The following is a 25,354-nucleotide window of genomic DNA, read 5'->3' as shown; positions in this document are numbered from 1 at the left end:
GGGCCCGGGACCTCACCCGAATGGCGTACGGTGCCGCCCATGGCAAGTGTGCTCGTGGTCGAGGACGACCAGTTCGTGCGCTCCGCCCTCATCCGGCAGCTGACCGAGGCCTCCCACACCGTACGGAGCGTCGGCACGGCTCTGGAGGCGTTGCGCGAGGTCGCCCATTTCCGCTTCGACGTCGTGATCCTGGACCTCGGTCTGCCCGATCTCGACGGGTCCGAGGCGCTCAAGATGCTGCGCGGGATCACCGACGTCCCGGTGATCATCGCGACCGCCCGGGACGACGAGGCCGAGATCGTACGGCTCCTGCACGCCGGGGCCGACGACTACCTCGTGAAGCCCTTCTCCGTCGACCACCTCACGGCCAGGATGGCCGCCGTCCTGCGCCGCTCCCGGGCCGCCGCCGGCGAGCAGCCGCCGTCCAGGGCCATCCGGGTCGGCGGGCTCACCGTCGACCCGCTGCGCCGTCAGGCGGAGCTCGACGGGGCACCCCTCGACCTGACCCGGCGCGAGTTCGACCTCCTCGCCTTCCTCGCCGGACGGCCCGGCGTCGTCGTCCCGCGCAAGGAGCTGCTCGCCGAGGTCTGGCAGCAGTCGTACGGCGACGACCAGACCATCGACGTACATCTGTCGTGGCTGCGGCGGAAACTGGGCGAAACGGCCGCGCGGCCCCGCTATCTGCACACCCTGCGCGGGGTGGGCGTGAAGCTGGAGCCGCCCCGGGAGCAGGAACCGGGGACGCAGCCGTGAGGTGGGCGCTCGTCAAGGTGTCGCTCGCCGTCACCGCCATGGTCGTCTTCGCCTTCGCCGTCCCCCTCGGGCTCGTCGTCAAGGAGATGGCCCGCGACCGGGCCTTCTCCAACGCCGAACGGCGGGCCGCCGGACTCGCCCCCGTCCTCGCCATCACCACCGACCGCGACGAGCTCGACAAGGCCGTCGCCACCACCGAGGACGGGGCCGCAGGACGCCTCGCGATCCACGTGCCCGCCGCCGAACCCGGCGGCACCGCGCTGGAGATCGGCACTCCGCGCGCCGACCCGGCCGAACTCGCCGCCACCCGCAGCCTCGGCCGCGCCTCCATCGCCGAGGTCCCCGGCGGCTTCGCGCTGCTCCAGCCCACCGCGCTCAGCAGCGCCCAGGTCGCCGTCGTCGAACTGTTCGTCCCCGAGGGCGAGGTCAGCAACGGCGTCGCCACCGCCTGGCTCGTCCTCGCCGGCGTCGGCCTCGCCCTGATCGTCGGCTCCGTAGCCGTCGCCGACCGCCTCGGCGTCCGCATGGTCCGGCCCGCCCAGCGGCTCGCGGGCGCCGCCCACGACCTCGGCGAGGGCAGGCTCGGCGCGCGCGTCCCCGAGGAGGGGCCGCCCGAGCTCAAGTCGGCCGCCGTCGCCTTCAACTCGATGGCCGACCAGGTCGTCCAGCTCCTCGCCAACGAACGCGAACTGGCCGCCGACCTCTCCCACCGCCTCCGCACCCCACTGACCGTCCTCCGGCTCAACGCGGCCTCCCTCGGCTCGGGGCCCGCCGCCGAGCAGACCCGCGCGGCCGTCGAACAGCTGGAGCGCGAGGTCGACATCATCATCCGCACCGCCCGCGAGGCGAAGCCGCAGACCCAGGCGACCGGGCCCGGCGCCGGCTGCGACGCCGCCGAAGTGGTCCGCGAGCGGATGGAGTTCTGGTCGGCGCTCGCCGAGGACGAGGGCCGCCGGGTGCGGGTCGCGGGCGTCGAGCGCCCTGTCCGCATCCCCGTCGCACGCCCCGAGCTCGTCGCCGCCCTCGACGCCCTCCTCGGCAACGTCTTCCGCCACACCCCCGAGGGCACGGCCTTCTCCCTCGACGTCCACAACGGCGAGGACGCCGTCATCGTCCTCGTCTCCGACGCGGGCCCCGGCATCGCCGACCCCGCCGCCGCGCTCGCCCGGGGCGCGGGCAGCGGCCGCGACGGCTCCACCGGCCTCGGCCTCGACATCGTGCGCCGCATGGCCGAGTCGACGGGCGGCGACGTCCGCATCGGCCACTCGGTCCTCGGCGGCACCGAGGTGCGGATCTGGATCAGCCTCGACGGACGCGGAGCCGGTACGGGCGGCGGCGGAGGCCGTCGCGGCCGCCGCCGCAAGGCGTGACGCACCGGGTCCGCGCGCACCGGGTCCGCGCGCACCGGGTCCGTGCGCCCCGGGTCCGTGCGCCCCGGGTCCGTGCGCACCGGCTCCCGCACCCCCGACCTTCCGCCCCCAACCTTTCCTGGTTCCGATGCCTTCCTTAAGCGGAGCCTAAGAATCCCAACCCCGGCTCCCTCCTGGGCATTTGTCCGTTTCCCGCTCGCTAGCGTGCTGCCGCACCCCACCCCCACCCCCGGCACGCAGAGGCAGGCACGCGATGGGCAGCAGTTCGCACCGGCGCAGGACGAGCACCCGGACCAAGGTCGTCGGAGCGGTCGTCGCCGCGGCCGTCATCGGCGGCGCGGCCTTCGCGCTCACCGGCACCGCCCAGGCCGCCGCCGTCGGCGCCGCCTACACCCGGACCAGCTCCTGGACCGGCGGCTACACCGGCCAGTACATCGTCACCAACGAGACGACCGCCACCCAGTCCGACTGGACCCTGGAGTTCGACCTCCCGGCCGGCACCACCATCGGCTCCCTCTGGAACGGCGAGCACACCGTCTCCGGCAGCCACGTCACCGTGAAGCCCGCCAGCTGGAACAAGCAGCTGGCGCCCGGCCAGTCCGTCACCGTCGGCTTCGTCACCTCCGCGACCGGCCAGGCCGGAGACCCGACCGGCTGCCTCATCAACAAGGCGGTCTGCTCCGCCGGGGGCCCCGCCCCCACCCCCAGCGGCCGCCCCACCGAGCAGCCCACCGCGACGGCCACCCCGACCGCCGCCCCGAAGCCGACCGCGACGGCCACCGCGACCGCGAGCCCGAAGCCCACCGCCACGGCCACCGTGAAGCCCACCACGGCGCCGACACCCACCCCCACCGCGACCGCCACCGGTGCTCCCGCCACGGCCGCCAAGTACTCCCCGTACGTCGACACCTCGCTCTACCCGGCGTACGACCTGCTCGCGACCGCCGACGCCACCGGCGTGAAGGAGTTCAACCTCGCCTTCATCACCTCCGGCGGCTCCTGCGCCCCGCTGTGGGGCGGCGTCACCGACCTCGCGAACGACAAGGTCGCCGCCCAGATCGGCGCCCTGCGCGCCAAGGGCGGGGACGTCCGCGTCTCCTTCGGCGGCGCCGCGGGCCACGAGCTGGCCCTGAACTGCTCGACCTCCTCGGCGCTCGCCGCCGCGTACGGCAAGGTCGTCGACCAGTACAAGCTCACCAAGGTCGACTTCGACATCGAGGGCGCGGCCCTGCCGGACACCGCCGCCAACACCCGCCGCTCGCAGGCGATCGCCCAGCTCCAGAAGTCCCACCCCGGCCTGAACGTCTCCTTCACCCTGCCGGTCATGCCCGAGGGCCTCACCCAGCCCGGCGTGGACCTGCTCGCCGACGCCAAGAGGAACGGGGTCCGCGTCGACGCCGTCAACATCATGGCGATGGACTACGGGCCGGCGTACAGCGCCGACATGGGCACGTACGCCATCCAGGCCGCGACCGCGACCCAGGCCCAGATCAAGGGCGTCCTCGGCCTCTCCGACGCGGCCGCCTGGAAGGCCGTCGCCGTCACCCCGATGATCGGCGTCAACGACGTCAGCAGTGAGGTCTTCAAGGTCGAGGACGCCACCCAGCTCGTCGACTTCGCGAAGTCCAAGGGCTTCGGCTGGCTCTCCATGTGGTCCTCGGCCCGCGACAAGCAGTGCGCGGCCGGCGCCGTGAACTACGCCGACCCCACCTGCTCCTCGATCCTCCAGCAGCCCCTGGCCTTCACGAAGGCCTTCGGCGCCTACAAGTAAGACACCGCCAGGTAAGCCACCGCGCCCCCCACACCGCGCGCCCCGGCCGGAACCACCCCACCGCCGGCCGGGGCGCGCACCCCCGTCTCCCACGCGGACGCGCGCGACGCTCCCACGCCTCCTTACGCGGACGCCCGCGCGACCTTCCACTCCTCCGCGTAGTCGTTGAAGATCGCCCGCAGGTGGTGGCCGATCTTCAGGTAGTCCAGGTCGTCGAGGTTGGCGAGGGAGACGCGGACCGACCACTCGGGGCCGTCGAAGCCGCCGCCGTTCAGGAGCACCACGCTGGTCTGCTCGGCGAGCCGGAACAGCGGGTCGACCGGCTCGTAGTTCTTCTCCAGGAAGTCCGCGAAGTCCTTGCCGTGCACCCGCTCCGCCTCCGCGAGGAGGTCGAGCTCGATGTAGTACCCGGCCCGCTGCGGGTCCTCGGCGATCTTCATCTGGGCGCCTTCGAGGAGCAGGTCGAGGCGCTGCTTCACGATGTCCCGGATCTTGTGCTTGTAGGCCTGGCCCTCCTCCAGCATGTCGAAGAGGGAGAAGAGCGCCATCATCACCTGCTGGGGGAGGGAGAGCCCGGCGGTGTGGTTGAGGGCGACCTGGCGGGAGTCGGCCACGAGCCGGTCGATGAAGCGGATCTTCTCCGGCTCCAGGGACAGCGATCCGTACCGCCTGTTCAGGCGGTCCTTCTCCGCCTGCGGCAGACCGGCGATCATCCCGTCGATGACGTTGTCGTCGTGCAGGCCGATGACGCCGAGCCGGTGGCCGGTGCAGCCGTAGTGCTTGGAGTACGAGTACACGAGCAGCGTGTTGCGCGGGATCTCGGCCGCGAGCGAGCGGAAGCCCTCGACGAAGGTGCCGTACACGTCGTCGGTGACGATCAGCAGGTTCGGGTTCGGTCCCGCGACGATGTCCTTGATCTGGTGCGCGACGCGCTCGCTCATCGCGAGGGACGGCGGGTTGGACGGGTTGACGACGCAGACCAGCTTGACCGAGGGGTCGGCCAGCTTGGCGACCTCCTCCGTCGGGTAGCGCCACTCGCGCACCCCGGTCTCCGCGAAGAGGCTCGCGTTGACGGTGACGACGTCGAACTCGTACGTGTCGAGCTCGGGGATCTCGATGTACGGGGTGAAGACGGGGACCATCAGCGCGATCCGGTCGCCCTTCCTCAGGATCCCGTTCTTCATCAGGGAGTCGAAGACGTAGCACATCGCGGCCGTGCCGCCCTCGGTCGCGAACAGCGACAGGTTCCCGGCGGGCGGGCGCTTGTCGAACATCTCGTCGTGCACGTAGCCGCGGACGATCTGCTCGGTGTGGGTGAGCATCCGGTCCGGTACGGGGTAGTTGTCGCCGATCGTGCTGTCGGTCAGCTCGTGCACGAAGGCGTCCTTGTCGAAGCCGAAGCGCTCGACCGCGTACTCCACGCAGCTCTGCAGCAGCTCGATCCCCGGCAGGTCCGGGTGCCGGCGGACGAAGGTGTCGAAGCGCTCGCCGGAGCCCCGGAGCTCGGGCATGCCGCCGAGGTTGTCGGCGGTCCAGACCCGGCGCGACTCGGAGAGCGCGAAGTAGCCGAGCGCGTAGAAGGCCTCGCGGGGGCCGGTGGCGACCCAGTTCGGGTTGCCGCGGCCCGCGTTGAGCATCTGGGCCTGCGACTTCTCCTTCTGGCCCGGCTTGTGGGCCTGCGCGGCCTGTGCGAGCTGGATGAACTTGTCCTTCAGCTCGAACGGCGAGAGCTGCGCGAAGGACTGGATCTCCTGACGGGTGAACGTGGTCTTGGGCACGGCGGGGTTCCTTAGTGGTTGAGGATGACGATGACGGCGCCCCAGATGGTCAGCAGGACGTTGCCCACCGCGTAGGGGATCGTGTAACCGAGCGTCGGGATCTGCGACTTGGACTGCTCGTTGATCGCGCCGATCGCCGCGGTCGTCGTCTGGCCGCCCGCCAGGACGCCCATCAGGATCGGGAAGCGGATCTTCTGCACGTAGTGGCCGACGAGGAAGCCCACGATCAGCGGGAGCACCGTCGCCACCGCGCCCCACACGAGCAGCCCCCAGCCGGCCGTCGACAGGCCGCTGGTGAAGCTCGGCCCGGCGTTGATGCCGACGACCGCGACGAAGAGGCACAGGCCCAGGGTGTCCATGAACCACTGGGCGCCCGGCGGCACATTGCCGTACGTCGGGTACTTGCCGCGGATCCAGCCGAAGACCAGGCCCATGATCAGCGCGCCGCCGGAGGTGGACAGCGAGATCGGGACGCCGGAGACCGTGAGGGCCGGGATGCCGATGCAGCCGCCGAGGAAGATGCCGAGCCCCACCCACAGCATGTCGGTGGCGAAGGAGGTCGGCACGGGCTTGCCGATCGCCTTGCCCGCCGGGTCCACGAGCCGCTTCGGGCCGGTCAGGATCACCGTGTCGCCGCGCTCCAGCCTCGTGGACAGCCGGTACGGGAACTCGGCGCCCGAGCGGTAGATCTTGTCGATGTACACGCCGACCATGAAGGGCTCCCGGCGCAGCTCCGCGACCGTCTGCCCCAGGTGCGCCTTCTCCGAGGCGACCACGTGCAGGGTCTCGGTCTGGTAGCCGAGCAGCTCCACGTCGTCGGTCTCCGGGCCGATGTGCGTACGGGCGTCGAAGTCGACGAGCGAGCCGCGCAGGGCGCTCACCGCGAGGACGTCGCCCGAGCGCAGCACCGTCTGCTGGCTGGGCGCGAGGATCTTCCCCTCGCGCCGCACCCGGGTGATGTAGATGCGGTGCCCGAGCTCCTTCTGCTGGTTCTCGAAGTCGTCGATGGTCCGGCCGACGAGCGGCGAGTGGTCCATCTCGTACGCGCGGAGGACGACCTCGTAGTAGCCCTCGGCGAGGTCCGGGTTGTCGCCCGGGGTGTCCAGCTCCTTCGCGAGCTGTGCGGACTCGGCGGCCAGGTCGCGCTTGTAGAGCTTGGGCAGGACGTTCGCGAGGAGCATCGCGCAGAGGATCGTGCCGAGCGGGTACGTGACGGCGTAGCCGATCGCGACCAGGTTCTCCTCGTTCTTCATCTGGTCGGCGGAGAGCCCCGGCAGGTTCCCGATGGCGTCCTGGGCGACGCCGATGACGGCGGACTGGGTGAGCGCGCCGCCGAGGAGCCCGGCGGAGAGCCCGGGGCCGTACCCCAGCATCACGGCGAAGCCCCAGGAGACGAGGAGGCCCGTCACACAGACCACGACCGCGTTGACGACCTGCGGCAGGCCGTCCTTCTTCAGGCCGCGGAAGAACTGGGGGCCGACCTTGTAGCCGAGGGCGAAGAGGAACATGGTGAAGAAGAGGTTCTTCACCGTGCCGTCGATCGTGACCTTGAACTGGGCGCCGAGCAGCAGCCCCGCCACCAGGCAGCCGGTGACGGCGCCGAGCGCGATCGCCTTGTAGCGGAGCTTGCCGAAGAGGAAGCCGAGTGCGACGGTGATGAAGATCAGCAGCTCGGGGTGGGGGTGAAAGACGTTCCGGTTGAGGAAATCGATCATTGCGGCTCCTCACGCCCCCAGGACGCCGACGAGCAGGGGCCCGGTCAGCGGGAGCAGGAAGTTCGACAGCGTGTACGTGATCGTGTAGCCGAGCATCGGGACCGAGCTCTGGGCGACCTGCGTCACCGAGGTGATCGCCGGGGTCGAGCACTGCTGGCCCGCGATGGCGCCGATGAGCAGGGGTTTCTCGATGTTCAGGAGCTTGCGGCCGACGATCAGCGAGATCGTCGCCGGCACCAGGACCATCGCGATCCCCGCGAACGGCAGCAGCGCCCCGTACTCCTTGAGCAGCGGCCAGGCCTGCGGGCCCGACACCAGGCCCGTGCAGGCGATGAAGATCGCCAGCCCCATGTCCTTGAGGGTGGTGGCGGCCTGCGGCGGGAAGGCGCCGAAGGTCTGGGTCCGGGAGCGGAACCAGCCGAAGAGCAGCCCGGAGACCAGGCAGCCGCCGCCCGTGCCGAGCGACATCGGGACGCCGCCGAACTTCACCGAGATCTGGCCGATGAGGCTGCCGCAGACGATGCCGAGGCCCAGGTAGATGAAGTCGGTGGCGTCGTTCTTGACGGTCGCGCCGACCTTCGCCGCCAGCTTCCCGAGACCGGAGCGCGCGCCGACCAGGGTGAGCACGTCACCGCGCTGCACGACGGTCTCCGGCGTCGCCGGCAGGTGCTGCTCGTTGCGGAGCACGTCCGTGACGTACACCCCGCCGGAGGAGAACTCCGGGTGCTCCTTGGTGAGGGTGTCGATGGACTTGCCGGCCGCCGCCTTGTCCGTCAGGGAGACCTGGGTGGTGGCGAGCGGGGTGTCGAGGCCGGGGATCGCCGGGGTCTCGGGGCCGACGTGCCGTCCCGCGTCGATGATGTTGGACCGGCGGCCCACCATCAGGACCAGGTCGGAGAGGGTCAGCTCGAAGTCGGGCGGGGGAGGGGTGAGGACCTTGGTGCCCCGCTTCACCGCCTCGACGGTGACCCGGCTGCCGTTCTGCCGCTCCACCTGGGAGACGGTGGCCCCGTCCGCGAGCGTGACCAGGAACGTCCGGCCGACCATGCCGGGGAGTGCCTCGCGCTCGTCGGGCTCCAGGCCGCCGCCGGAGCCGCGCATCTTCTCCCACAGGGCGCGGGAGGCGTCGCGGAGGTTGATCCGCAGCAGCATCGGCATGATCTGGCTGGTGTAGATGACGATGGTGACGAGGCCGAAGAGGTAGCAGACCGTGTAGGCGGTGGCGACGTGCCCCTGGTACTCGGTGATCTGCTGCTGCGTCAGGTCGGAGAGCTTGCCGATGGCCTCCGTGGCCGTGCCGACGACCGCGGACTCGGTGGCGGCGCCGGCGAGGATGCCGGCGGCGGTGCCGACGTCGAGGTCGAAGGCCTTGGCGAGACCGAGGGCGATGCCGACGACGCAGACGACCTCGATGAGGCAGAGGGTGAAGAAGCGCAGGCTCTTCCTGTTGAGGTTGGCGAAGAACTGCGGCCCCGCCAGATAGCCGAGCGAGAAGATGAAGATCGCGAAGAAGATCGTCTTCACGTCGTCGGAGATGACGACCTTCGTCCAGGCGCCGAGGAGCAGCGCGACGATCAGCGTGCCGCAGATGCCGCCGAGCGTGATGGGGCCGACGCGAAGCTTGCCGAGGAGGTAGCCGGCGGAGAGACAGAGGAAGAGGGCGAGTTCGGGGTGGTCGCGGAGGACTCCCACACGGCCTCACCCGGCCCAAAAGTGGGTAAATGTGAAGAAATTGGACATGAGGGGACGCTAACAGGGGGCAGGGGGAAGTGGATCACTGCATCGCCCGTACGGGTGAGACGTGCGAGAACGACTCAGGCCCCGGTTCATGCGAACCGGGGCCTGAGTCCATCAGGGTGAGTAACGGGACTCGAACCCGCGACATCCTGGACCACAACCAGGTGCTCTACCAGCTGAGCTATACCCACCACGACCGGTCTTTCGCCCGAGGGCTTCCCTGACCGGCCGAGAAGAAGTCTACAGGGTTCTGGAGGGTGCTCGCGCCACCGTTTTCCGCGGGGGCTTCCCGGGGCCTCCGGGGGCGCGAGCGGGAGGTCATTCCGACGCGGGCAGGACGTGACGCGCCGCGATCTGCTTCGCGGTCTCCGAGTCCGGGCCGGGCTGCGGGACGAAGATCGCCTCGCGGTAGTAGCGCAGCTCGGCGATGGACTCGCGGATGTCGGCGAGCGCCCGGTGGTTGCCGTTCTTCTCCGGACTGTTGAAGTACGCCCTCGGGTACCAGCGGCGGGCCAGCTCCTTGACCGAGGAGACATCGACGATCCGGTAGTGCAGGTGGCTCTCCAGGGCGGGCATGTCGCGCGCGAGGAAGCCGCGGTCCGTGGAGACCGAGTTCCCGCACAGCGGGGCCCTGCCCGGCTCCTTGACGTGCTCGCGGATGTACGCGAGGACCTGGGCCTCCGCGTCGGCGAGGGTGGTGCCGTCGGCGAGCGCGTCGAGGAGCCCGGACTTCGTGTGCATCTCGCGCACGATGGCCGGCATGGTCTCCAGGGCCGCGTCCGGCGGGCGGATCACGATGTCCACGCCTTCGCCGAGCACGTTCAGTTCCGAGTCGGTGACCAGCGCGGCCACCTCGATGAGTGCGTCGTCCGTCAGCGAGAGCCCGGTCATCTCGCAGTCGATCCACACCATGCGATCGTTCATGCGTCCTACCTTAGGGCCCTTCCCGCTGATCGGACCGGCCCCGCGGGCCTTCGGAACCGCCCAGGACAGGCCGACGGGCCCCCGGGGGAGGTGTCCCCGAGGGCCCGTCGGTCCTGCGTCGCGCCGCTTGTGGCGGCGGCGGTCTGTGACGGCGCGCTGCACCGGCCGGAAGGGCCGGTTACGGCGCGCTGCGCTGCCCCGGCAGGGCCGGGCGGCCGGGGGCGTACGCGTCCGACTGCGGCTTGCCCGGCTCCAGCGGCCTGCGGAGCCCCGCCGCGCCCTGGGCGGGCACCGCGGCCTCGAGGACCGCCGTACCGGCCTCGCCCTGCGGCCGCCGGGCGCGGTACGCCGCGCGGTAGGCGGCCGGCGAGGAGCCCAGCTGGCGCCGGAAGTGGCCGCGCAGCGCCACCGGGGAGCGGAAGCCGCACCGGCCGGCGACCTCGTCGACCGAGTAGTCGGAGGTCTCCAGGAGCCGCTGCGCCTGCAGCACCCGCTGGGTGATCAGCCACTGCAGCGGGGCGGAGCCCGTCAGCGAGCGGAACCGGCGGTCGAAGGTCCGCCGTGACATGTAGGCGCGCGCGGCGAGCGTCTCCACGTCGAACTGCTCGTGGAGATGCTCCAGCGCCCAGGCGACGACCTCGGCCAGCGGGTCGGCGCCGATCTCCTCGGGTAAAGACCTGTCGAGGTAGCGCTCCTGACCGCCGCTGCGCCGCGGCGGGACGACCAGCCGGCGCGCAAGGGCGCCCGCGGCCTCGGTGCCGTGGTCGGTCCGCACGATGTGCAGACACAGGTCGATTCCGGCCGCGGTGCCAGCGGAGGTCAGCACGTCCCCGTCGTCGACGAAGAGCTCCCGCGGGTCCACGTGGACCGACGGGTAGCGCTTGGCGAGCGTCGGCGCGTACATCCAGTGCGTGGTCGCCGGGCGGCCGTCGAGCAGTCCGGCCGCGGCCAGGACGAACGCCCCGGTGCACAGCCCGACGATCCTGGCCCCCTCCTCGTGCGCACGGCGCAGCGCTTCGAGCGCCTCCGGCGGCGGCGGCGAGGTGATCGACCGCCAGGCCGGGACGACGACGGTGCCCGCCCGGCCGATGGCCTCCAGGCCGTACGGCGCGGTGAGTTCGAGCCCGCCGGTGGTCCGCAGCGGGCCCTCCTCGCCGGCGCAGACGAGCAGCCGGTAGCGGGGCACCCCGGCGTCCTGCCGGTCGATGCCGAACACGGAGAGCGGGATGGAGCTCTCGAAGATGGGGCCGCCGCTGAACAGCAGCACCGCGACGACTTCGCGACGGCGGCGCCCGGACAGCTTCCGTGCGGCCTCCGGTGCGGCGGAGTCCTGGCTCATGACGCTAAGCCCCCCTCGGTGTTCGCGTCTCCCTGGTCGTGTCGCTGCTGCACGTTTCCCCTCGGTTTTGCACGAGACCCCAGTCTTCGGTACCCATGATCGAATCTACTGTGTCCCGTGGCGCCGGCGTGACAAGTTCTCCATCCGGTGGATTGTCGACAAGGCAACTTGGCGTGAAGCGATCGATCGAGGGATCTTGCCTCCGGCGGCTGCCGGAGGAGCGTGCGTGGCGCCGAACACCCCCGTACGCGGGGGGTGTGAGCCCTTGGGACACGGCTTCCGCGGCCGTCGGTGCCGGGGTTGGCCAACCGTTCCGCCAAGGACTCGCCGGCGGCCGGAAGTTGGCTGAAAACATATGGGGTCGAGTGTACGAACCTGTCAACTCCAAGAGGGGCGGGACCGGCTCGGGGCCCCTCCGGGGCTAGTTCCGGCGCCTCGGACGGACCGGTTCGGCCCGCAGTCCGCGCTCCGAGCGGCGCAGCAGCAGCCGGCAGGCCGCCGTCACCGAGACGAGCCCGAGCGCGGTCCCGGCGGCCCCGCCGAGCGAGGTGCCGTAGACGACGAGCACCACGGGGACCAGGACGCAGCAGAAGACCGCCCAGCGGACGACGTCACCGGCCTGCTCCGCCGCCGCCCCCGCGCCCGCCGCCGCCCCCGCGCCCGCGCCCGTCGCCGCGCCTGCGCCCGCCATCGCCCCCGTGCCTGTCGCCGTTCCCGGCTCCGGCTCCGTGCCGGGCGTCGGGGGGAGGGCGGGCGCCCGGCGGCGGCCGCGGGGCGCGCCGAGCGTGGGGGTGGGGGTGGTGGCGGAGGTCTGGCCGGCGGCGGTCGATGGTGCGGGCACGGGCGGTCTCCCTGCGACGGTGGGACGGGTCTGTGGTGGCGGTGGGGGCAGCGGTCTGTGGCGGTGACGGAGCTGCGGTGGGGCGGCGGTCCGCGGTGACGGTGGGGTGAGGGCGGGTCGGCCGTCCGTGACGACGGCGGGGCTGCGGTCGGGCGAGGGCGGGGCATCGGTCGGGCGGCGACCGGGCGGTGGTCGGGCGGCGGCGGGGCTGCGATGGGGGCATCGGTCGGGCGGCGGCGGGGCTGCGATGGGGCATCGGTCGGGCGGCGGCGGGGCTGCGATGGGGCATCGGTCGGGCGGCGGCGGGGCTGCGATGGGGGCTGTGATCCGTGACGACGGTGGGCTGGACCTGTGGCAACGAGGAGCGGAACGTTCCGGTCACTCTCGGCGACGTCCGTTTGGCCCCCGTACGGACGCCTGTAGGGCACATCCGGCATTGCCAGATCCCGAACCCCTCGTGCATGCTCCCTGGAACGCCGCGCGCGAGCGGCGGGCACGCCGGGTGTGGCACGGCGGGCTCTGGGCAGGAGAGGAGTGTCGCCGTACCCTTGGGGGTATGGGCTTGGGAAGATGATTCCCGGACACAGCTCCGCCGCCACCCGTCGTTCGTCCCCCCTTTCCCCGTCCCTTCCCACGAGGACCTTCTTCGCCGAGACACCGATGGCCGGTCACGAATTCCCCGAACCCGCGGACCGCAAGCGCGTCGCCGATTCCACGGTCGACCCCCTCGCGGTAGAACAGCCACGTCATGCCTGCGACCCGGCCTTCCGGCACGGGGTGGTCGTCGGCTTCGACGGTTCCATGTCCAGTGAGCGCGCCCTCGCGTACGCCATCGGCATGGCCCGCCGCTCCGGATCGGGCCTGATCATCGTGCACGTGGCCAACCGGCTGCCCACCACGGTGTGGGCCGGCTGCGAGCCCCCGGTCTTCGTCGACGTGCCCGACCACCGCACCGAGGTCCTCGGTCTGGAACTGGCCTGCGCCGACCACCTCTCCGAGGTGCCGTGGATCCTGGTCGAGCGCGGCGGGGACATCTGCCACGAGCTGGAGGAGGTCGGCCGGGAGTATTCGGCCGACGCGATCGTGGTCGGCTCCACGCACGGGATCGTCGGCCGGATCTTCGGCTCGGTCGCCGGCCGCCTCGCGCGCCGCGCCCAGCGGCCGGTCATCGTCATCCCGTAACCCCGCAGCTCCCCACGGCCCGTCAGGTCACTCCCTCAACTGCCGTCATCCGGCCATAAATTCGGCCTTCCTCAGGTGAATTGTGCGCTTGTGAAGGGTACATAAAGGTCACCGGAACACAGCAGCTCACGCAGGACAACTGCACACCTGAAGGGAGCCCGCCGTGAACAACGAAGTCGCCGCGGGAAACACCACCTCCACGCTCGGCCACCTGGCACTCGGACTGACCCTGCTGGCCTTCGGCCTGGGCGGAACCGGTGTCATCGACAACGTCGCGGCAGCGGATGCCGCGGGTCTCGCCACCTGGGTCGGCGGCGTGACGCTCTTCCTCGTCGGACTGCTCGCGCTGCGCGCGGGCGACAAGGGCGAAGGCACGGCGTACGCGGCGCTCGGCGCCTTCTGGTTCACCTGGGGCAGCGGCGCCGGCGGGCACGCCTCGGCCGACGCCATGGGGCTCTTCCTGCTCCTGTGGGCGCTCCTCGCGCTCACGCTGACCATGGCCTCCTCGGGCAGCGGACTCTTCGGACAGGGCGTGTACGGGCTGCTGTTCGTCGCGCTGCTGCTGCTCGGCATCGGAGCCATGGCCGACAACAGCGGTCTCGGGAAGGCGGGCGGCTGGGTCGCCGCCGTCGCGGGTCTGGTCGCCTGGTACGGCGCCACGGCCGCGGTCGCCGGCTGGCCGACGGCCCTGCGCCGCGCGTCGGGCGCCCCGGCCGCGGGCTGAGTTCCACCCGTACGACAGGAAACGCAGCGGTCCCCGTGCACGGGAGGTGTGTGCACGGGGACCGCTGTGGTGTCCGGCCGAGGCTCCGGGGGACAGGCCCGGAGGGGCGGGGCGCCGGGGGACAGGCCCGGCGCCCCGCCTCGGCCGCGACGGCTGGGAGGCCTGCGCGACGGCCGAGAGGGGCCGGGTGGGCCTACTCGACGGTGACGGACTTCGCCAGGTTGCGCGGCTTGTCGATGTCGCGGCCCATGGCGAGCGCCGTGTGGTAGGCGAGGAGCTGGAGCGGGATGCCCATGAGGATCGGGTCCAGCTCGTCCTCGTTCTTCGGGACGACGATGGTGTGGTCGGCCTTCGGCTGCGGCTGGTGCGCGACGGCGAGGATGCGGCCGCTGCGGGCCTTGATCTCCTCCAGGGCGGCGCGGTTCTTCTCGAGCAGGTCGTCGTCGGGGACGATCGCGACGGTCGGCAGGGCCGGCTCGATGAGGGCGAGCGGGCCGTGCTTCAGCTCGGAGGCCGGGTACGCCTCGGCGTGGATGTAGGAGATCTCCTTCAGCTTGAGGGAGGCCTCCAGGGCGACGGGGTAGCCGCGCACACGGCCGATGAACATCATCGACTGGGCGCCGGCGTACTCCGCGGCGATCTCCTTGATCTGCTCCTCGGTCTTGAGGATCTCCTCGATCTGCGAGGGCAGCTTGCGCAGGCCCTCGATGATCCGCTTGCCGTCGGTGACGGACAGGTCGCGGATGCGGCCCAGGTGCAGGGCGAGCAGCGCGAAGGCGGTGACCGTGTTGGTGAAGCACTTGGTGGAGACGACGCAGACCTCGGGGCCGGCGTGGACGTACACGCCGCCGTCGGCCTCGCGGGCGATGGCGGAGCCGACGACGTTGACGACGCCGAGGACGCGGGCGCCCTTCCGCTTGAGCTCCTGGACGGCGGCGAGCACGTCGTAGGTCTCACCGGACTGGGAGACGGCGATGTAGAGGGTGTCGGGGTCCACGACCGGGTTGCGGTAGCGGAACTCCGAGGCCGGCTCGGCGTCGGCGGGGATGCGGGCCATGGACTCGATGAGCCCGGCGCCGATGAGGCCGGCGTGGTACGAGGTGCCGCAGCCGAGGATCTTGATGCGGCGGATGGTGCGGGCCTCGCGGGCGTCGAGGTTCAGGCCGCCCAGGTGCACGGTGGAGAAGCGGTCGTCGATGCGGCCGCGCAGCACGCGGTCGACCGCGTCGGGCTGCTCGGAGATCTCCTTGTGCATGTACGTGTCGTGGCCGCCCATGTCGTAGGAGGCGGCCTCCCACTCCACGGTCTCGGGCGTGGCGTTGGTGGACGCGCCGGAGGTGGTGTACGTGCGGAAGTCGTCGGCCTTCAGGGTGGCCATCTCGCCGTCGTTCAGGGTGACGACCTGGCGGGTGTGGGCGATCAGGGCGGCGACGTCGGAGGCGACGAGCATCTCCTTCTCGCCGATGCCGAGGATGACCGGGGAGCCGTTGCGGGCCACCACGATGCGGTCGTTGAAGTCGGCGTGCATCACGGCGATGCCGTAGGTGCCCTCGATGTGCTTGAGCGCCTCGCGGACCTTCTCCTCGAGGGTCTCGGCCTCGGAGCGCGCGATGAGGTGGGTGATGACCTCGGTGTCCGTCTCGGAGGCGAAGACGACGCCCTCGGACTCCAGCTTGGCGCGGAGCTCCTGGGCGTTGTCCACGATGCCGTTGTGGACGACCGCGACCTTGTTCTCGGGGTCGAGGTGCGGGTGCGAGTTGATGTCGCTCGGGGCGCCGTGCGTGGCCCAGCGGGTGTGGGCGATGCCGGTGGTGCCGGTGAAGCGCTTGGGGACCTTGGCCTCCAGGTCGCGGACGCGGCCCTTGGCCTTGACCACCTTCAGGCCGGTGGCCTTCGGGCTGGTGACGACCATGCCGGCCGAGTCGTAGCCGCGGTACTCCAGGCGGGCCAGGCCCTCAAGGAGCAGCGGGGCCACGTCGCGCTTACCGATGTAACCGACGATTCCGCACATAAAGGTGAAACCCCTCCAGGTCAGTGATGAGTGCTGCTCAGCCGCGGACGATTCGGCCCCGGACGATTCAGCCGTAGACGATCCGGCGCAGCTGCCGGAGCGAGAGCTCCGGTGGCGCCACCGCCCGGTGCGGCAGCTCCGTCGCGATCCGTTCGAAGATCTCGGCGTTCACGGCGCCGCCGGACTGCAGTTCGCGGTGGCGGCGGCGGACGAACTCCTCGGTCGTCTCGTCGAAGTACGCCAGCACGTCGAGCACCACCCGGGCGGCCTCACCGCGCTGGAGCGCGGTGCTGCGGACCAGGTGGTCGATGAGGTCGTCGTGCGACGGGCGGCGTTCGAGCACCCGTGAATACTGAGGGGTCACCCAGGCGCTTAGCAAGAATCCTGCCCGAAATCGGGCAGGTGTGCCGCGATCCACACGCGGAACCGGCTCCTTGGTCCAGACCTTGACCGCCGGTAAGGCGCGCGATACGCATGGTCGCCGAAGGGATATACAGAACGAGGGACGTGTCGATCACCCGAAGTCGATCACCCGAAGTCGATCATCCGAAGCTGATCATCCGAAGTTGATCACCCGAAGGGGAGCCCGCCTGTGAGACAGCGCATGACGATTCCGTGCCTGATCGGATCCCTGCTCCTGTTCGCGACCGCCGGAGTCGGCTGCGGAGAGGCCGCCGCCGACGGCGACGGCGCCGACGCCAAGGCACCCGGCAGAGCCGCAGCCGAGCCCGAGGTCCGCCCGCTCGGCCGCATCGTGCCCGTACCCGCCTCCGTCACCCCCGAGGGCGAGCCCTACACCCTCACCGCCGCCACCCGCATCGGCATCGACAAGACCTCCGGCGAGTCCCGGGCCCTCGGCCGCTACCTCGCCGGACTCCTCCGCCCCGCCACCGGCTTCCCGCTGCCCGTCGTCGACGACCGCGCCGCAGGCCGCGGCATCCGGCTCCGCCTCGACCCCGACGAGACCGGCCTCGGCGACGAGGGCTACCGGCTCACCTCCGCACCCGAGGGCCTCACCCTCACCGCCCGCGAACCCGCCGGCCTCTTCCGCGGCGTCCAGACCCTCCGCCAGCAGCTCCCCTCCGCCGTCGAGCGCAAGAGCGTCCAGCCGGGTCCCTGGAAGATCGCCGGCGGCACCGTCACCGACACCCCGCGCTACGCCTACCGGGGCGCCATGCTCGACGTCGCCCGCCACTTCTTCACCGTCGACGAGGTGAAGCGGTACATCGACCAGCTCGCCCTCTACAAGGTCAACACCCTCCACCTGCACCTCTCCGACGACCAGGGCTGGCGCATCGCCGTCGACTCCTGGCCCCGGCTCACCACCCACGGCGGCTCCACCGAGGTCGGCGGCGGCCCCGGCGGCTTCTACACCAAGGCGCAGTACCGGGAGATCGTCGAGTACGCCGCCTCCCGCTACCAGGAGGTGATCCCCGAGATCGACATGCCGGGCCACACGAACGCCGCCCTCGCCTCGTACGCTGACCTGACCTGCGACGGCGTGGCCCCTCCCCTCTACACGGGAACGAAGGTCGGCTTCAGCTCCCTGTGCGCGCCGAAGCAGATCACGTACGACTTCGCGGACGACGTGATCCGAGAGATCGCCGCGCTCACCCCGGGCCGCTACCTCCACATCGGCGGCGACGAGGCCCACTCCACCAGCCACGAGGACTACGCGGCCTTCATGGACAGGGTGCAGCCGATCGTCGCCAAGTACGGCAAGACCGTCGTCGGCTGGCACCAGCTCACCGGCGCCACCCCGGCGAAGGGCGCCCTCGTCCAGTACTGGGGCCTGGACCGCACCCCGGCGGAGGAGAAGGAACGCGTCGCCGCGGCCGCCCGCAACGGCACGGGCCTGATCCTGTCCCCGGCGGACCGCACGTACCTCGACATGAAGTACACGAAGGACACCCCGCTGGGCCTGGCCTGGGCGGGACACGTCGAGGTGCGCAGGTCGTACGACTGGAACCCCTCGACGTACCTCCAGGGCGCCCCGGCGGACTCCGTCCGAGGCGTGGAGGCCCCCCTGTGGACCGAGACCCTCGCCTCCACGGGAGACCTCGACGTCATGGCCTTCCCCCGCCTTCCGGGCGTGGCGGAACTGGGCTGGTCCCCGGCGTCGACCCACGACTGGGACACGTACAAGGAGCGCCTGGCGGAACAGGCCCCGCGCTTCGACGCCCTCGGCATCACGTACTACCGGTCGCCGCAGGTGCCGTGGCCGGCGGAGTAGCCGGTACGTAGATACGGAACGCCCGGCCGGGGAGACCCGGCCGGGCGTTCCACGTGAGTGCGGGCGGTGGGACGGTGCCGTCCTCGGGCTCGAACGACGGGCCGGAGCGAGGCGTTCCCCCGCGGAACCGGGCCCGCTAGGATCTCGTCGCGCTCGCCGGACCGGTCCCGTGGACACGCTCCGATCAGGCGCGTCATCTCTCGCGCACCCTCACTTCGAGCCGACTGCGCACGTATGACCCATCGGAAGGATCAGGCATGTCGCAGCCGTCGCTCAAGAAGAAGAAGCTCTTCGACGGGCTCGCCCCCTGGCAGACGGCTCTCGCCGCGCTCCCGCTGGGACTGATGTTCATCGGCGGCGCGATAGGCGGCGTGGTGGGTGCCCTGGGCATGGTCACCAACGTGAAGATCGCCAAGACGCAGCTGCCGACTCCCGTCAAGGCGGCAGCCATGCTCGGGGTCGGCCTCGCGGCGGTCGGCGTCTTCTTCGTGCTCATAGGCATGTTGCGCAACGTCCTGGCCTGATCCCGGATACGTGCGAGCCCCGGCGGAGGACCGTACTCCGCCGGGGCCCGCACGTATCCGGGGTCAGGCGAAGCGGGCGATCGGGTTCGTCAGGTCGCCGACCAGCTGGAGGGCCGCCGACGGGTCCGCCAGGTCGACCATCTGCTTGTTGTTGCGGAGCTGGAGGCGGTTGAGGGCCGACAGGGCGAAGGTGTCCGTGAACATGTCGTACCGCGCGAACTTCTCCGCCAGTTCCGGCTTCGACGCCTGGTAGTCCTTCACGCACTCCGCCACCGTGCGCCAGAAGTCTTCCTCCGCGAGGACGCCCTCCGCCGCCAGGGTCGCGCCCAGGAAGCGGAAGAAGCAGTCGAAGACGTCCGTGAAGACCGAGAGGAGCTTCATGTCCTCCGGGACCTCGGCGCGGATGCGCTCCACCGCCGGCGGGAGCACCGCCGTCGGGTCCATCACGCAGATCTCCTCCGCGATGTCCTTGAAGATCGCCCGTGCGACCGCACCCCGCTCGTCCAGGACCAGGATCACGTTCTCGCCGTGCGGCATGTAGACCAGGTCGTACGCGTAGAAGCTGTGCAGGACCGGGAGGAGGTACGCGTCCAGGTATCGGCGGAGCCATACCGCCGGCTCCTCGTCCGACTCCTTGATCAGTGCCCCCGCGAACGACGCGCCCGTGTGGTCCACGTGCAGCAGCGAGGCCATCGTCGCCAGGCGCTCGCCCTCCGCGAGCGTCGACACCGGGGACTCGCGCCAGAGCGCCGCCAGCATCTTGCGGTACGGGGAGTAGCGGTCCGTCGCCGCCTCGTACTCCAGGTGCCGGTAGCCGACCGCCGCCCGCTCCCTGATGATCGAGAACCGGGCCGCCCCGAAGACCTCGTCCGAGGCGATCAGCTGCGCCAGCCAGTCGTTGATCGCCGGCGTCGCCTCCATGTACGCCGCCGACAGGCCCCGCATGAAGCCCATGTTGAGGACGGAGAGAGCCGTCTTCACGTAGTGCTTCGCCGGGTCCGTCGTGTTGAAGAACGTACGGATCGACTGCTGCGCCAGATACGCGTCGTCGCCCTCGCCCAGGTACACCAGGCGCTGCTGTGCCACCTCCGCCGCGAAGGTGACGGACAGCTTGTTCCACCACTGCCAGGGGTGCGCCGGTACGAGGAGGTAGTCCGCCAGGTCCAGGCCCCGGGCGGCCAGGGTCGCGGCGAAGCCGTCCACCTCCGCGTCGCCCAGTTCCGCGCGGATGAAGGCCTCGTACTCGATGCCCGCGCCGGCCGTGAAGGTGGTCCGGTCGCGGTGCGCCGCCAGCCAGATCAGGTGGATCCCGCTCGCCGCCTCCGGGGCGTACGCGCGGTACTCGTCGACGCCGAAGCCCAGCCGGCCGTTGTTCGCCACGAAGCAGGGGTGGCCCTCGGTCATCCCCGTCTCGATCGCCTGGAACCCGGCGCGGGCCAGCTCCGCCGAGGTCACGGGCGGCTTGGTCGCCTTGTACGCCGTACCGGCCAGGGTGGAGGAGATCTCCTCCAGGTAGACCGGGAGGATCTCGTCGGTCAGGCCCAGCGAGCCGCGCAGTTCCGTTATGAACTGGAGTGCGTCCAGCGGGAGTTGCTCATCGCCCCGGTGGCGGCTGATCGAGTCCGGGTAGACCTGCCAGTGGTCCAGCGCGAAGCGGTCGGCCGTGAAGCGGTACTCCGTACCGCCGTCGTCGCTGAGGACCTGGTAGCGGCCCTCGCCCAGCTCCTTCGGGTTGAGCAGCCGCTCGTGGGCGAACTCGGCGAGGCCCTTGCGGATCAGGGCGCGGTTGGCGGCGGCCCAGCGCTCGGGGGTGAGGTGTGCGACGGAGTTCATGTCCTGGCTCCGGCGGTTCATATCGCGGCTCCGACGGTGGTCTCGAACTGGGCACGGGTGCAGAAGCTCAGCAGGGCCTTCTTCTCCGGCTTCTGGATCTCTCCGAAGGCGACGAATCCCACGGCCTCGTTGAGCGCGTGCACCGCCTTGTTGCGGACGTCCGGCTCGACGACCACCCGGGCGGTCGCCGGGTCGGCGAACAACTCCGTCATCACGGCGGTGATCACGGTCCGGGTGAAGCCGTGCACGGGGGTGTCCGTGGGCGCCACCAGGAAGTGCATGCCCACGTCGCCGGGCTGCGGCTCGTACAGGCCGACCAGTTCCACCTTCGACGGGTCGTAGCGCTCCATCAGGAAGGCCGGCTCTCCGTCGACCAGGCCGATGAAGGCGTCGTGGTGCGGGTTCGCCGCGATCGCCATGTACTCGCGCTCGACGTCCTGGAGCTTCGCGTCCTGCATCATCCAGAAGGCGGCCTTCGGGTGCGTGACCCACGGGTGGATCAGCTCCGCGTCCGCGAGGGGGTCGAGCGGGCGGATGCCGATGGTCTGGACGGTCATATCGCGAACTCCTGGAAGGCGATGGTCTTCTCTACCGGGTAGTACTCGGAACCCAGCATCTCCCCGATGATGTACGCGTTCCGGTACGGGCCCATGCCCAGGTCCGGCGACGTGATCGAGTGCGTGTGCACGCCGGCGTTCTGCAGGAAGATCCGCCGGCCCGTGGTGTCGATCGCGTAGTTGCGGGCCACGTCGAAGCGGCCCCGGCCGTCGTACCGGAGGCGGTCCTCGATCGGCTTCAGGAAGGCCGGGACGGTGTACTTGTAGCCGGTCGCGAGGATCAGGCCCTCGGTGTCCAGGGTGAAGTCCTTCTCCTGCTCCTCCTGGCGGAAGCCGAGCGTGTACGTGCCCGTCGTCCCGTCGTACGCCGCCGTGTTCAGGGAGGAGTTGGTCAGGAGGCGGGTGGGGACCGGGCCGCCCAGGTTCTTCTGGTAGAGCAGGTCGAAGATCGCGTCGATCAGCTCTCCGTCGATGCCCTTGAACAGGCCCTTCTGCGCCGTCTCCAGGCGGTAGCGGGTCTGCTCGGGCAGCGCGTGGAAGTAGTCCACGTACTCCGGGGACGTCATCTCGAGCGTGAGCTTGGTGTATTCGAGGGGGAAGAAGCGGGGCGAGCGGGTCACCCAGTTCAGCTTGTAGCCGTGGACGTCGATCTCGCTCAGGAGGTCGTAGTAGATCTCCGCCGCGCTCTGGCCGCTGCCGACCAGGGTGATCGACTTCTTCTTCTGGAGCTCCTCCTTGTTCGGGAGGTAGCGCGAGTTGTGGATCAGGTCGCCGCCGAGGCCCTCGCAGGTCTCGGGGATGTGGGGCGGGGTGCCCGTGCCGAGGACGATCCGGTGCGTCCGGAACGTTTCTCCGGATTCCGTGGTCACCGCGTACAGGTCGGCGGTCTCGTCGTACGTCACCGACGCGACCGTCGTCGAGAAGCGGATCGAGGTCAGTTTCCCGGCGGCCCAGCGGCAGTAGTCGTTGTACTCGGTCCGCAGCGGGTAGAAGTTCTCGCGGATATAGAAGGAGTACAGGCGGCCCTTCTCCTTCAGGTAGTTGAGGAAGGAGTACGGCGAGGTCGGGTCCGCGAGGGTGACCAGGTCCGACATGAACGGGGTCTGGAGGTGGGCGCCTTCGAGGAACATCCCCGAGTGCCACTCGAAGTCCGGCTTGGACTCCAGGAACAGGCCGTTCAGTTCGGTGATCGGCTCGGTCAGGCAGGCGAGTCCGAGGTTGAACGGACCGAGCCCGATGCCGATGAAATCAAGAGGCTGCGTGGACAAGGTTCTCTCCCAGGTACTGCTCGGCGTGGCCGGCGATGAGGTCGAGGACTGCGGCGATGTCGGCCGGCGTCGTCTCGGGGTTGAGCAGGGTGAACTTGAGGTACTGGCGGCCGTCGACCTTGGTGCCCGCGACGACGGCCTCGCCGGAGGCGAACAGGGCCTTGCGGGCGTGGAGGTTGGCCCGGTCGACCTCGGCGGGGGAGGCGGCGGCCTCGGGGACGTAGCGGTAGACGAGGGTGGAGAGCTGCGGTTCGACGACGACCTCGTAGCGCGGGTCGGCGGTGAGCAGCGCATGGCCCTCGGCGGCCAGGTCGCAGACCTCGTCGAAGAGCTCCCCGATGCCGTCGGCGCCCATCACGCGCAGGGTCATCCACAGCTTGAGCGCGTCGAAGCGGCGGGTGGTCTGGAGGGATTTGTCGACCTGGTTGGGGATCTGCTCGGCGAGGGTCATGGGGGTCCCCCCTGCTCGAGCGAAGCCGAGAGCTTGGGGGAGAGGGTTGAGGTAGTCCGCGTGGTACGTCGCGTGGCGCAGCGTGGCGCCGTCGCGGACCAGGACGGCGGAGGAACTCACCGGCTGGAAGAAGGACTTGTGGTAGTCGACGGTGACGGAGTCGGCCCGCTCGATGCCGTCCAGGAGGTGGCGGCGGGTGCGGGAGGCGAGCAGTCCGCAGCCGTAGGCGGCGTCGACGTGCATCCAGGCGCCGTACTCGGCGGCGAGGGCGGCGATCTCGGGCAGCGGGTCGATGGAGCCGAAGTCGGTGGTGCCGGCGGTGGCGACGATCGCCATCGGGATCAGGCCCTCGGCGCGGCAGGCCTCCAGTTCGGCGGCGAGGACGACGGACTGCATGCGCTTGTTCCGGTCGACCGGGACGGCGACGACGGCGTCGCGGCCGAGGCCGAGCAGCTGGGCCGACTTCTGGACGCTGAAGTGGCTGCACTCGGAGGAGAAGATCCGCAGCTTCGTCAGGTCGGTGCTGCCGGCCTCCTCGCGGGCGAGGAGCAGGGCCTGGAGGTTGGACTGGGTGCCGCCGCTGGTGAACACGCCGTCGGCGAGCGGGCCGAGGCCGATGCGGCCGGTGGTCCAGTCGATCAGTTTCCGCTCGATGAGGGTGCCGCCGGCGCTCTGGTCCCAGGTGTCGAGGGAGGAGTTGACCGCCGAGAGGACGGCCTCGCCGAGGACGGCGGGGATGACCACCGGGCAGTTGAGGTGCCCGAGGTAGCGAGGGTGGTGGAAGTAGACGGCGTCGCGGAGGTAGACGCTCTCCAGCTCGTCGAGGGCGGCGGAGGGGTCGCCGAGCGGGCGGTCGAGGTCGACGGCGTCGACGAGGGGGGCGAGGTCGGCGGGCGTGACGCCGGTGAACGGGCCTCGCGTCGCGGCGAGTTTCCTCGCCACCCGCTCGACTCCTTCGGTGACGGAGCGTCGGTAGCTCTCCGCCGTCGTGTCGTTGAGCAGGTGGGAGCGCATGCGGGTGCCCTTCCGGGTGTGGGGACGCGGTCGGCCGAGGTGGTCGTTAGTAAGGTTAGCCTAACCTAAGTTTGACCGTGAAGAAGCCCCCCAGCCCTGAGGGGCTGAGGGGCCGTCGGTGAATGGCCGGTTCGCTGCGCCTCTCCTTATGTCTCTCCCGGCGCCTCGTCCCGCGTCTCTCTCGGTGCGTCTCCCTACGCCTCGTCCTGCGCCGTCTCGTCCGGGACCTCGCGCAGCGCGTCCTCGGACAGGCCCTTGCGCCAGTAGCCGACGAACGTGACCCGGCGCCGGTCCAGACCCCGCTCCCGTACGAAGTGGCGGCGCAGCGCCTTCACGGAGCCCGACTCGCCCGCGATCCAGACGTACGGGGCCCGTCCGGGCAGTTCGACGTCGGACACCGCGTCCACGGCGGACGGCGCCCCCTCCTCCCGTACGAGCCAGGTGACCGTGGCGTCCGCCTCGGTCGCGAGCTCCGTCCGGTCGCCGGAGTACGGCACCTCGAGGAACACCCGGGCGCGGGTCTCGGCCGGCAGCCACTCCAGGATCGCGGAGGCGGCGGGCAGGGCCGTCTCGTCGGCCCAGATCAGTACGGAGTCCGCGTCCTCGGGCAGTTGGAAGCGGACGCCCGTGTTCTCGGCGACCGCCGGACCCAGGACCGCCACCCGGTCGCCGGGCTCGGCGCGGCTCGCCCAGCGGCAGGCGGGACCCCCGTCCTCGTGGAGCGCGAAGTCGATGTCCACCTCGTTGGCGGGCTCGGTGCGCTGCTCGCGGACGGTGTACGAGCGCATCACGGCCCGCTCGTCGTCGGGCATCGCGCGCCAGGCGCCGAGGATCGCGTACATGTCCGGGTCGTCCAGGGGCGGCAGGACCGGCGCCTCCTGGCCGGGGTGCGGCAGGAAGAGGGAGAGCGACTGGTCGCGGCCCCCGGCGGCGAAGTTCTTCAGGTAGTCCCCGGTGAAGGTGACCCTGACCAGGGACGGGCCGAGTCGCCGTGTCCGGTCGACCTGGAGGGAGAAGAACTGGAAGGGGGCGGTCTCGGCGTTCGTCATGGAAATGAGGTTAGCCTAACCTCACATTGATCAACAGGGGCTGATTCTGTTGCTAGGGTCTGGCTGATTCAGGAGAGGGGGCTCCTCGTTTCGGCGACGGCGTGACGCCTCTCCGCGTGCGTTGCCACAGAACGAAGGAGATCCATGGCCGACGCTATGGTCGAGAGGGCCCAGCGCTTCATCAACTCGACCTACAACAACGGGGCGATGCTGGGCATATCCAAGCTGGAAGAGGACGGCAAGACCGGCTGGACGGTCATGTACGCCCTCACCCGGGCCC

At 70.7% G+C, this 25,354-nt stretch carries 20 protein-coding genes and 1 tRNA gene; 7 read left to right on the top strand and 14 right to left on the bottom strand.

Going from position 1 to position 25,354, the window contains the following annotated elements:
* Nucleotides 1-39: 39 nt before the first annotated feature.
* The 3 genes from SVTN_RS13860 (at nucleotide 40) to SVTN_RS13850 (ending at nucleotide 3,894) form a co-directional block, all read left to right on the top strand.
* Nucleotides 40-753 (top strand): response regulator transcription factor, encoded by a 714-nt coding sequence (locus SVTN_RS13860; protein WP_041133873.1) that lies wholly within the window; start codon nucleotides 40-42, stop codon nucleotides 751-753.
* Nucleotides 750-2,123: a sensor histidine kinase gene (locus tag SVTN_RS13855; RefSeq protein WP_041129371.1), complete on the top strand. Its 1,374-nt coding sequence runs from the start codon at nucleotides 750-752 to the stop codon at nucleotides 2,121-2,123. Before SVTN_RS13860 ends, SVTN_RS13855 begins: the two co-directional genes overlap by 4 nt.
* Nucleotides 2,124-2,376: 253 nt before the next feature.
* Entirely contained in the window at nucleotides 2,377-3,894 is a 1,518-nt protein-coding gene (locus SVTN_RS13850; protein WP_041129370.1) for a glycoside hydrolase family 18 protein, read from the top strand.
* Between the two features lie 122 nt (nucleotides 3,895-4,016).
* On the opposite strand, the gene SVTN_RS13845 is transcribed toward SVTN_RS13850, so the two are convergent.
* From SVTN_RS13845 to SVTN_RS45505, 7 genes are all read right to left on the bottom strand, one after another.
* Complete coding sequence (locus SVTN_RS13845; protein WP_041129369.1) at nucleotides 4,017-5,672, bottom strand: bifunctional aspartate transaminase/aspartate 4-decarboxylase; 1,656 nt, start codon at nucleotides 5,670-5,672, stop codon at nucleotides 4,017-4,019.
* An 11-nt stretch (nucleotides 5,673-5,683) separates the two neighbouring features.
* The gene (gene aspT / locus SVTN_RS13840; protein WP_041129368.1) at nucleotides 5,684-7,387 is read right to left on the bottom strand and encodes an aspartate-alanine antiporter; all 1,704 of its coding nucleotides are present in this window, start codon (nucleotides 7,385-7,387) and stop codon (nucleotides 5,684-5,686) included.
* A gap of 9 nt (nucleotides 7,388-7,396) precedes the next feature.
* Nucleotides 7,397-9,079, bottom strand: coding sequence for an aspartate-alanine antiporter (aspT, locus tag SVTN_RS13835; protein ID WP_041129367.1), 1,683 nt, complete (start codon nucleotides 9,077-9,079; stop codon nucleotides 7,397-7,399).
* A gap of 163 nt (nucleotides 9,080-9,242) precedes the next feature.
* Nucleotides 9,243-9,315, bottom strand: a tRNA-His gene (locus SVTN_RS13830).
* A gap of 127 nt (nucleotides 9,316-9,442) precedes the next feature.
* Entirely contained in the window at nucleotides 9,443-10,048 is a 606-nt protein-coding gene (orn, locus tag SVTN_RS13825; protein ID WP_041129366.1) for an oligoribonuclease, read from the bottom strand.
* Nucleotides 10,049-10,226: 178 nt separating this feature from the next.
* Nucleotides 10,227-11,387, bottom strand: coding sequence for a helix-turn-helix domain-containing protein (locus SVTN_RS13820; protein ID WP_041129365.1), 1,161 nt, complete (start codon nucleotides 11,385-11,387; stop codon nucleotides 10,227-10,229).
* A 421-nt stretch (nucleotides 11,388-11,808) separates the two neighbouring features.
* The gene (locus SVTN_RS45505) at nucleotides 11,809-12,228 is read right to left on the bottom strand and encodes a hypothetical protein (protein ID WP_041129364.1); all 420 of its coding nucleotides are present in this window, start codon (nucleotides 12,226-12,228) and stop codon (nucleotides 11,809-11,811) included.
* A gap of 660 nt (nucleotides 12,229-12,888) precedes the next feature.
* Between SVTN_RS45505 and SVTN_RS13810 the strand changes: the two genes are divergently transcribed.
* Both SVTN_RS13810 and SVTN_RS13805 read left to right on the top strand, forming a co-directional pair.
* Nucleotides 12,889-13,410, top strand: coding sequence for a universal stress protein (locus tag SVTN_RS13810; protein ID WP_030493924.1), 522 nt, complete (start codon nucleotides 12,889-12,891; stop codon nucleotides 13,408-13,410).
* A gap of 163 nt (nucleotides 13,411-13,573) precedes the next feature.
* Nucleotides 13,574-14,134, top strand: coding sequence for a GPR1/FUN34/YaaH family transporter (locus tag SVTN_RS13805; RefSeq protein ID WP_041129363.1), 561 nt, complete (start codon nucleotides 13,574-13,576; stop codon nucleotides 14,132-14,134).
* A 193-nt stretch (nucleotides 14,135-14,327) separates the two neighbouring features.
* On the opposite strand, the gene glmS is transcribed toward SVTN_RS13805, so the two are convergent.
* Entirely contained in the window at nucleotides 14,328-16,145 is a 1,818-nt protein-coding gene (glmS, locus tag SVTN_RS13800; RefSeq protein ID WP_041129362.1) for a glutamine--fructose-6-phosphate transaminase (isomerizing), read from the bottom strand.
* Between the two features lie 67 nt (nucleotides 16,146-16,212).
* The gene (locus SVTN_RS13795) at nucleotides 16,213-16,488 is read right to left on the bottom strand and encodes a hypothetical protein (RefSeq protein WP_041129361.1); all 276 of its coding nucleotides are present in this window, start codon (nucleotides 16,486-16,488) and stop codon (nucleotides 16,213-16,215) included.
* A gap of 261 nt (nucleotides 16,489-16,749) precedes the next feature.
* On the opposite strand from SVTN_RS13795, the gene SVTN_RS13790 reads away from it, so the two are divergent.
* Nucleotides 16,750-18,378 (top strand): beta-N-acetylhexosaminidase, encoded by a 1,629-nt coding sequence (locus SVTN_RS13790; protein WP_099055193.1) that lies wholly within the window; start codon nucleotides 16,750-16,752, stop codon nucleotides 18,376-18,378.
* 257 nt (nucleotides 18,379-18,635) lie between these two features.
* A complete protein-coding gene (locus tag SVTN_RS13785) occupies nucleotides 18,636-18,902 on the top strand; it encodes a hypothetical protein (RefSeq protein ID WP_041129359.1) in 267 nt (88 codons plus the stop codon).
* Between the two features lie 63 nt (nucleotides 18,903-18,965).
* On the opposite strand, the gene SVTN_RS13780 is transcribed toward SVTN_RS13785, so the two are convergent.
* The 5 genes from SVTN_RS13780 to SVTN_RS13760 all read right to left on the bottom strand — a co-directional run bounded on the left by SVTN_RS13780 (nucleotide 18,966) and on the right by SVTN_RS13760 (nucleotide 25,074).
* Nucleotides 18,966-20,735, bottom strand: coding sequence for an IucA/IucC family protein (locus SVTN_RS13780; RefSeq protein ID WP_041133872.1), 1,770 nt, complete (start codon nucleotides 20,733-20,735; stop codon nucleotides 18,966-18,968).
* A 17-nt stretch (nucleotides 20,736-20,752) separates the two neighbouring features.
* On the bottom strand, nucleotides 20,753-21,292 hold the full coding sequence (locus tag SVTN_RS13775; protein WP_041129358.1) for a GNAT family N-acetyltransferase: 540 nt from the start codon (nucleotides 21,290-21,292) through the stop codon (nucleotides 20,753-20,755).
* The gene (locus tag SVTN_RS13770) at nucleotides 21,289-22,560 is read right to left on the bottom strand and encodes a lysine N(6)-hydroxylase/L-ornithine N(5)-oxygenase family protein (RefSeq protein WP_041129357.1); all 1,272 of its coding nucleotides are present in this window, start codon (nucleotides 22,558-22,560) and stop codon (nucleotides 21,289-21,291) included. Before SVTN_RS13770 ends, SVTN_RS13775 begins: the two co-directional genes overlap by 4 nt.
* On the bottom strand, nucleotides 22,541-24,025 hold the full coding sequence (locus tag SVTN_RS13765) for a pyridoxal phosphate-dependent decarboxylase family protein (protein WP_041129356.1): 1,485 nt from the start codon (nucleotides 24,023-24,025) through the stop codon (nucleotides 22,541-22,543). The genes SVTN_RS13770 and SVTN_RS13765 overlap by 20 nt, the downstream gene beginning before the upstream one ends.
* A gap of 194 nt (nucleotides 24,026-24,219) precedes the next feature.
* Nucleotides 24,220-25,074, bottom strand: coding sequence for a siderophore-interacting protein (locus SVTN_RS13760; RefSeq protein ID WP_041129355.1), 855 nt, complete (start codon nucleotides 25,072-25,074; stop codon nucleotides 24,220-24,222).
* Nucleotides 25,075-25,354 lie beyond the last annotated feature (280 nt).

The organism is Streptomyces vietnamensis (assembly GCF_000830005.1).
Taxonomy (GTDB): domain Bacteria; phylum Actinomycetota; class Actinomycetes; order Streptomycetales; family Streptomycetaceae; genus Streptomyces; species Streptomyces vietnamensis.
This window is presented reverse-complemented; position numbering and strand designations above follow the sequence as displayed.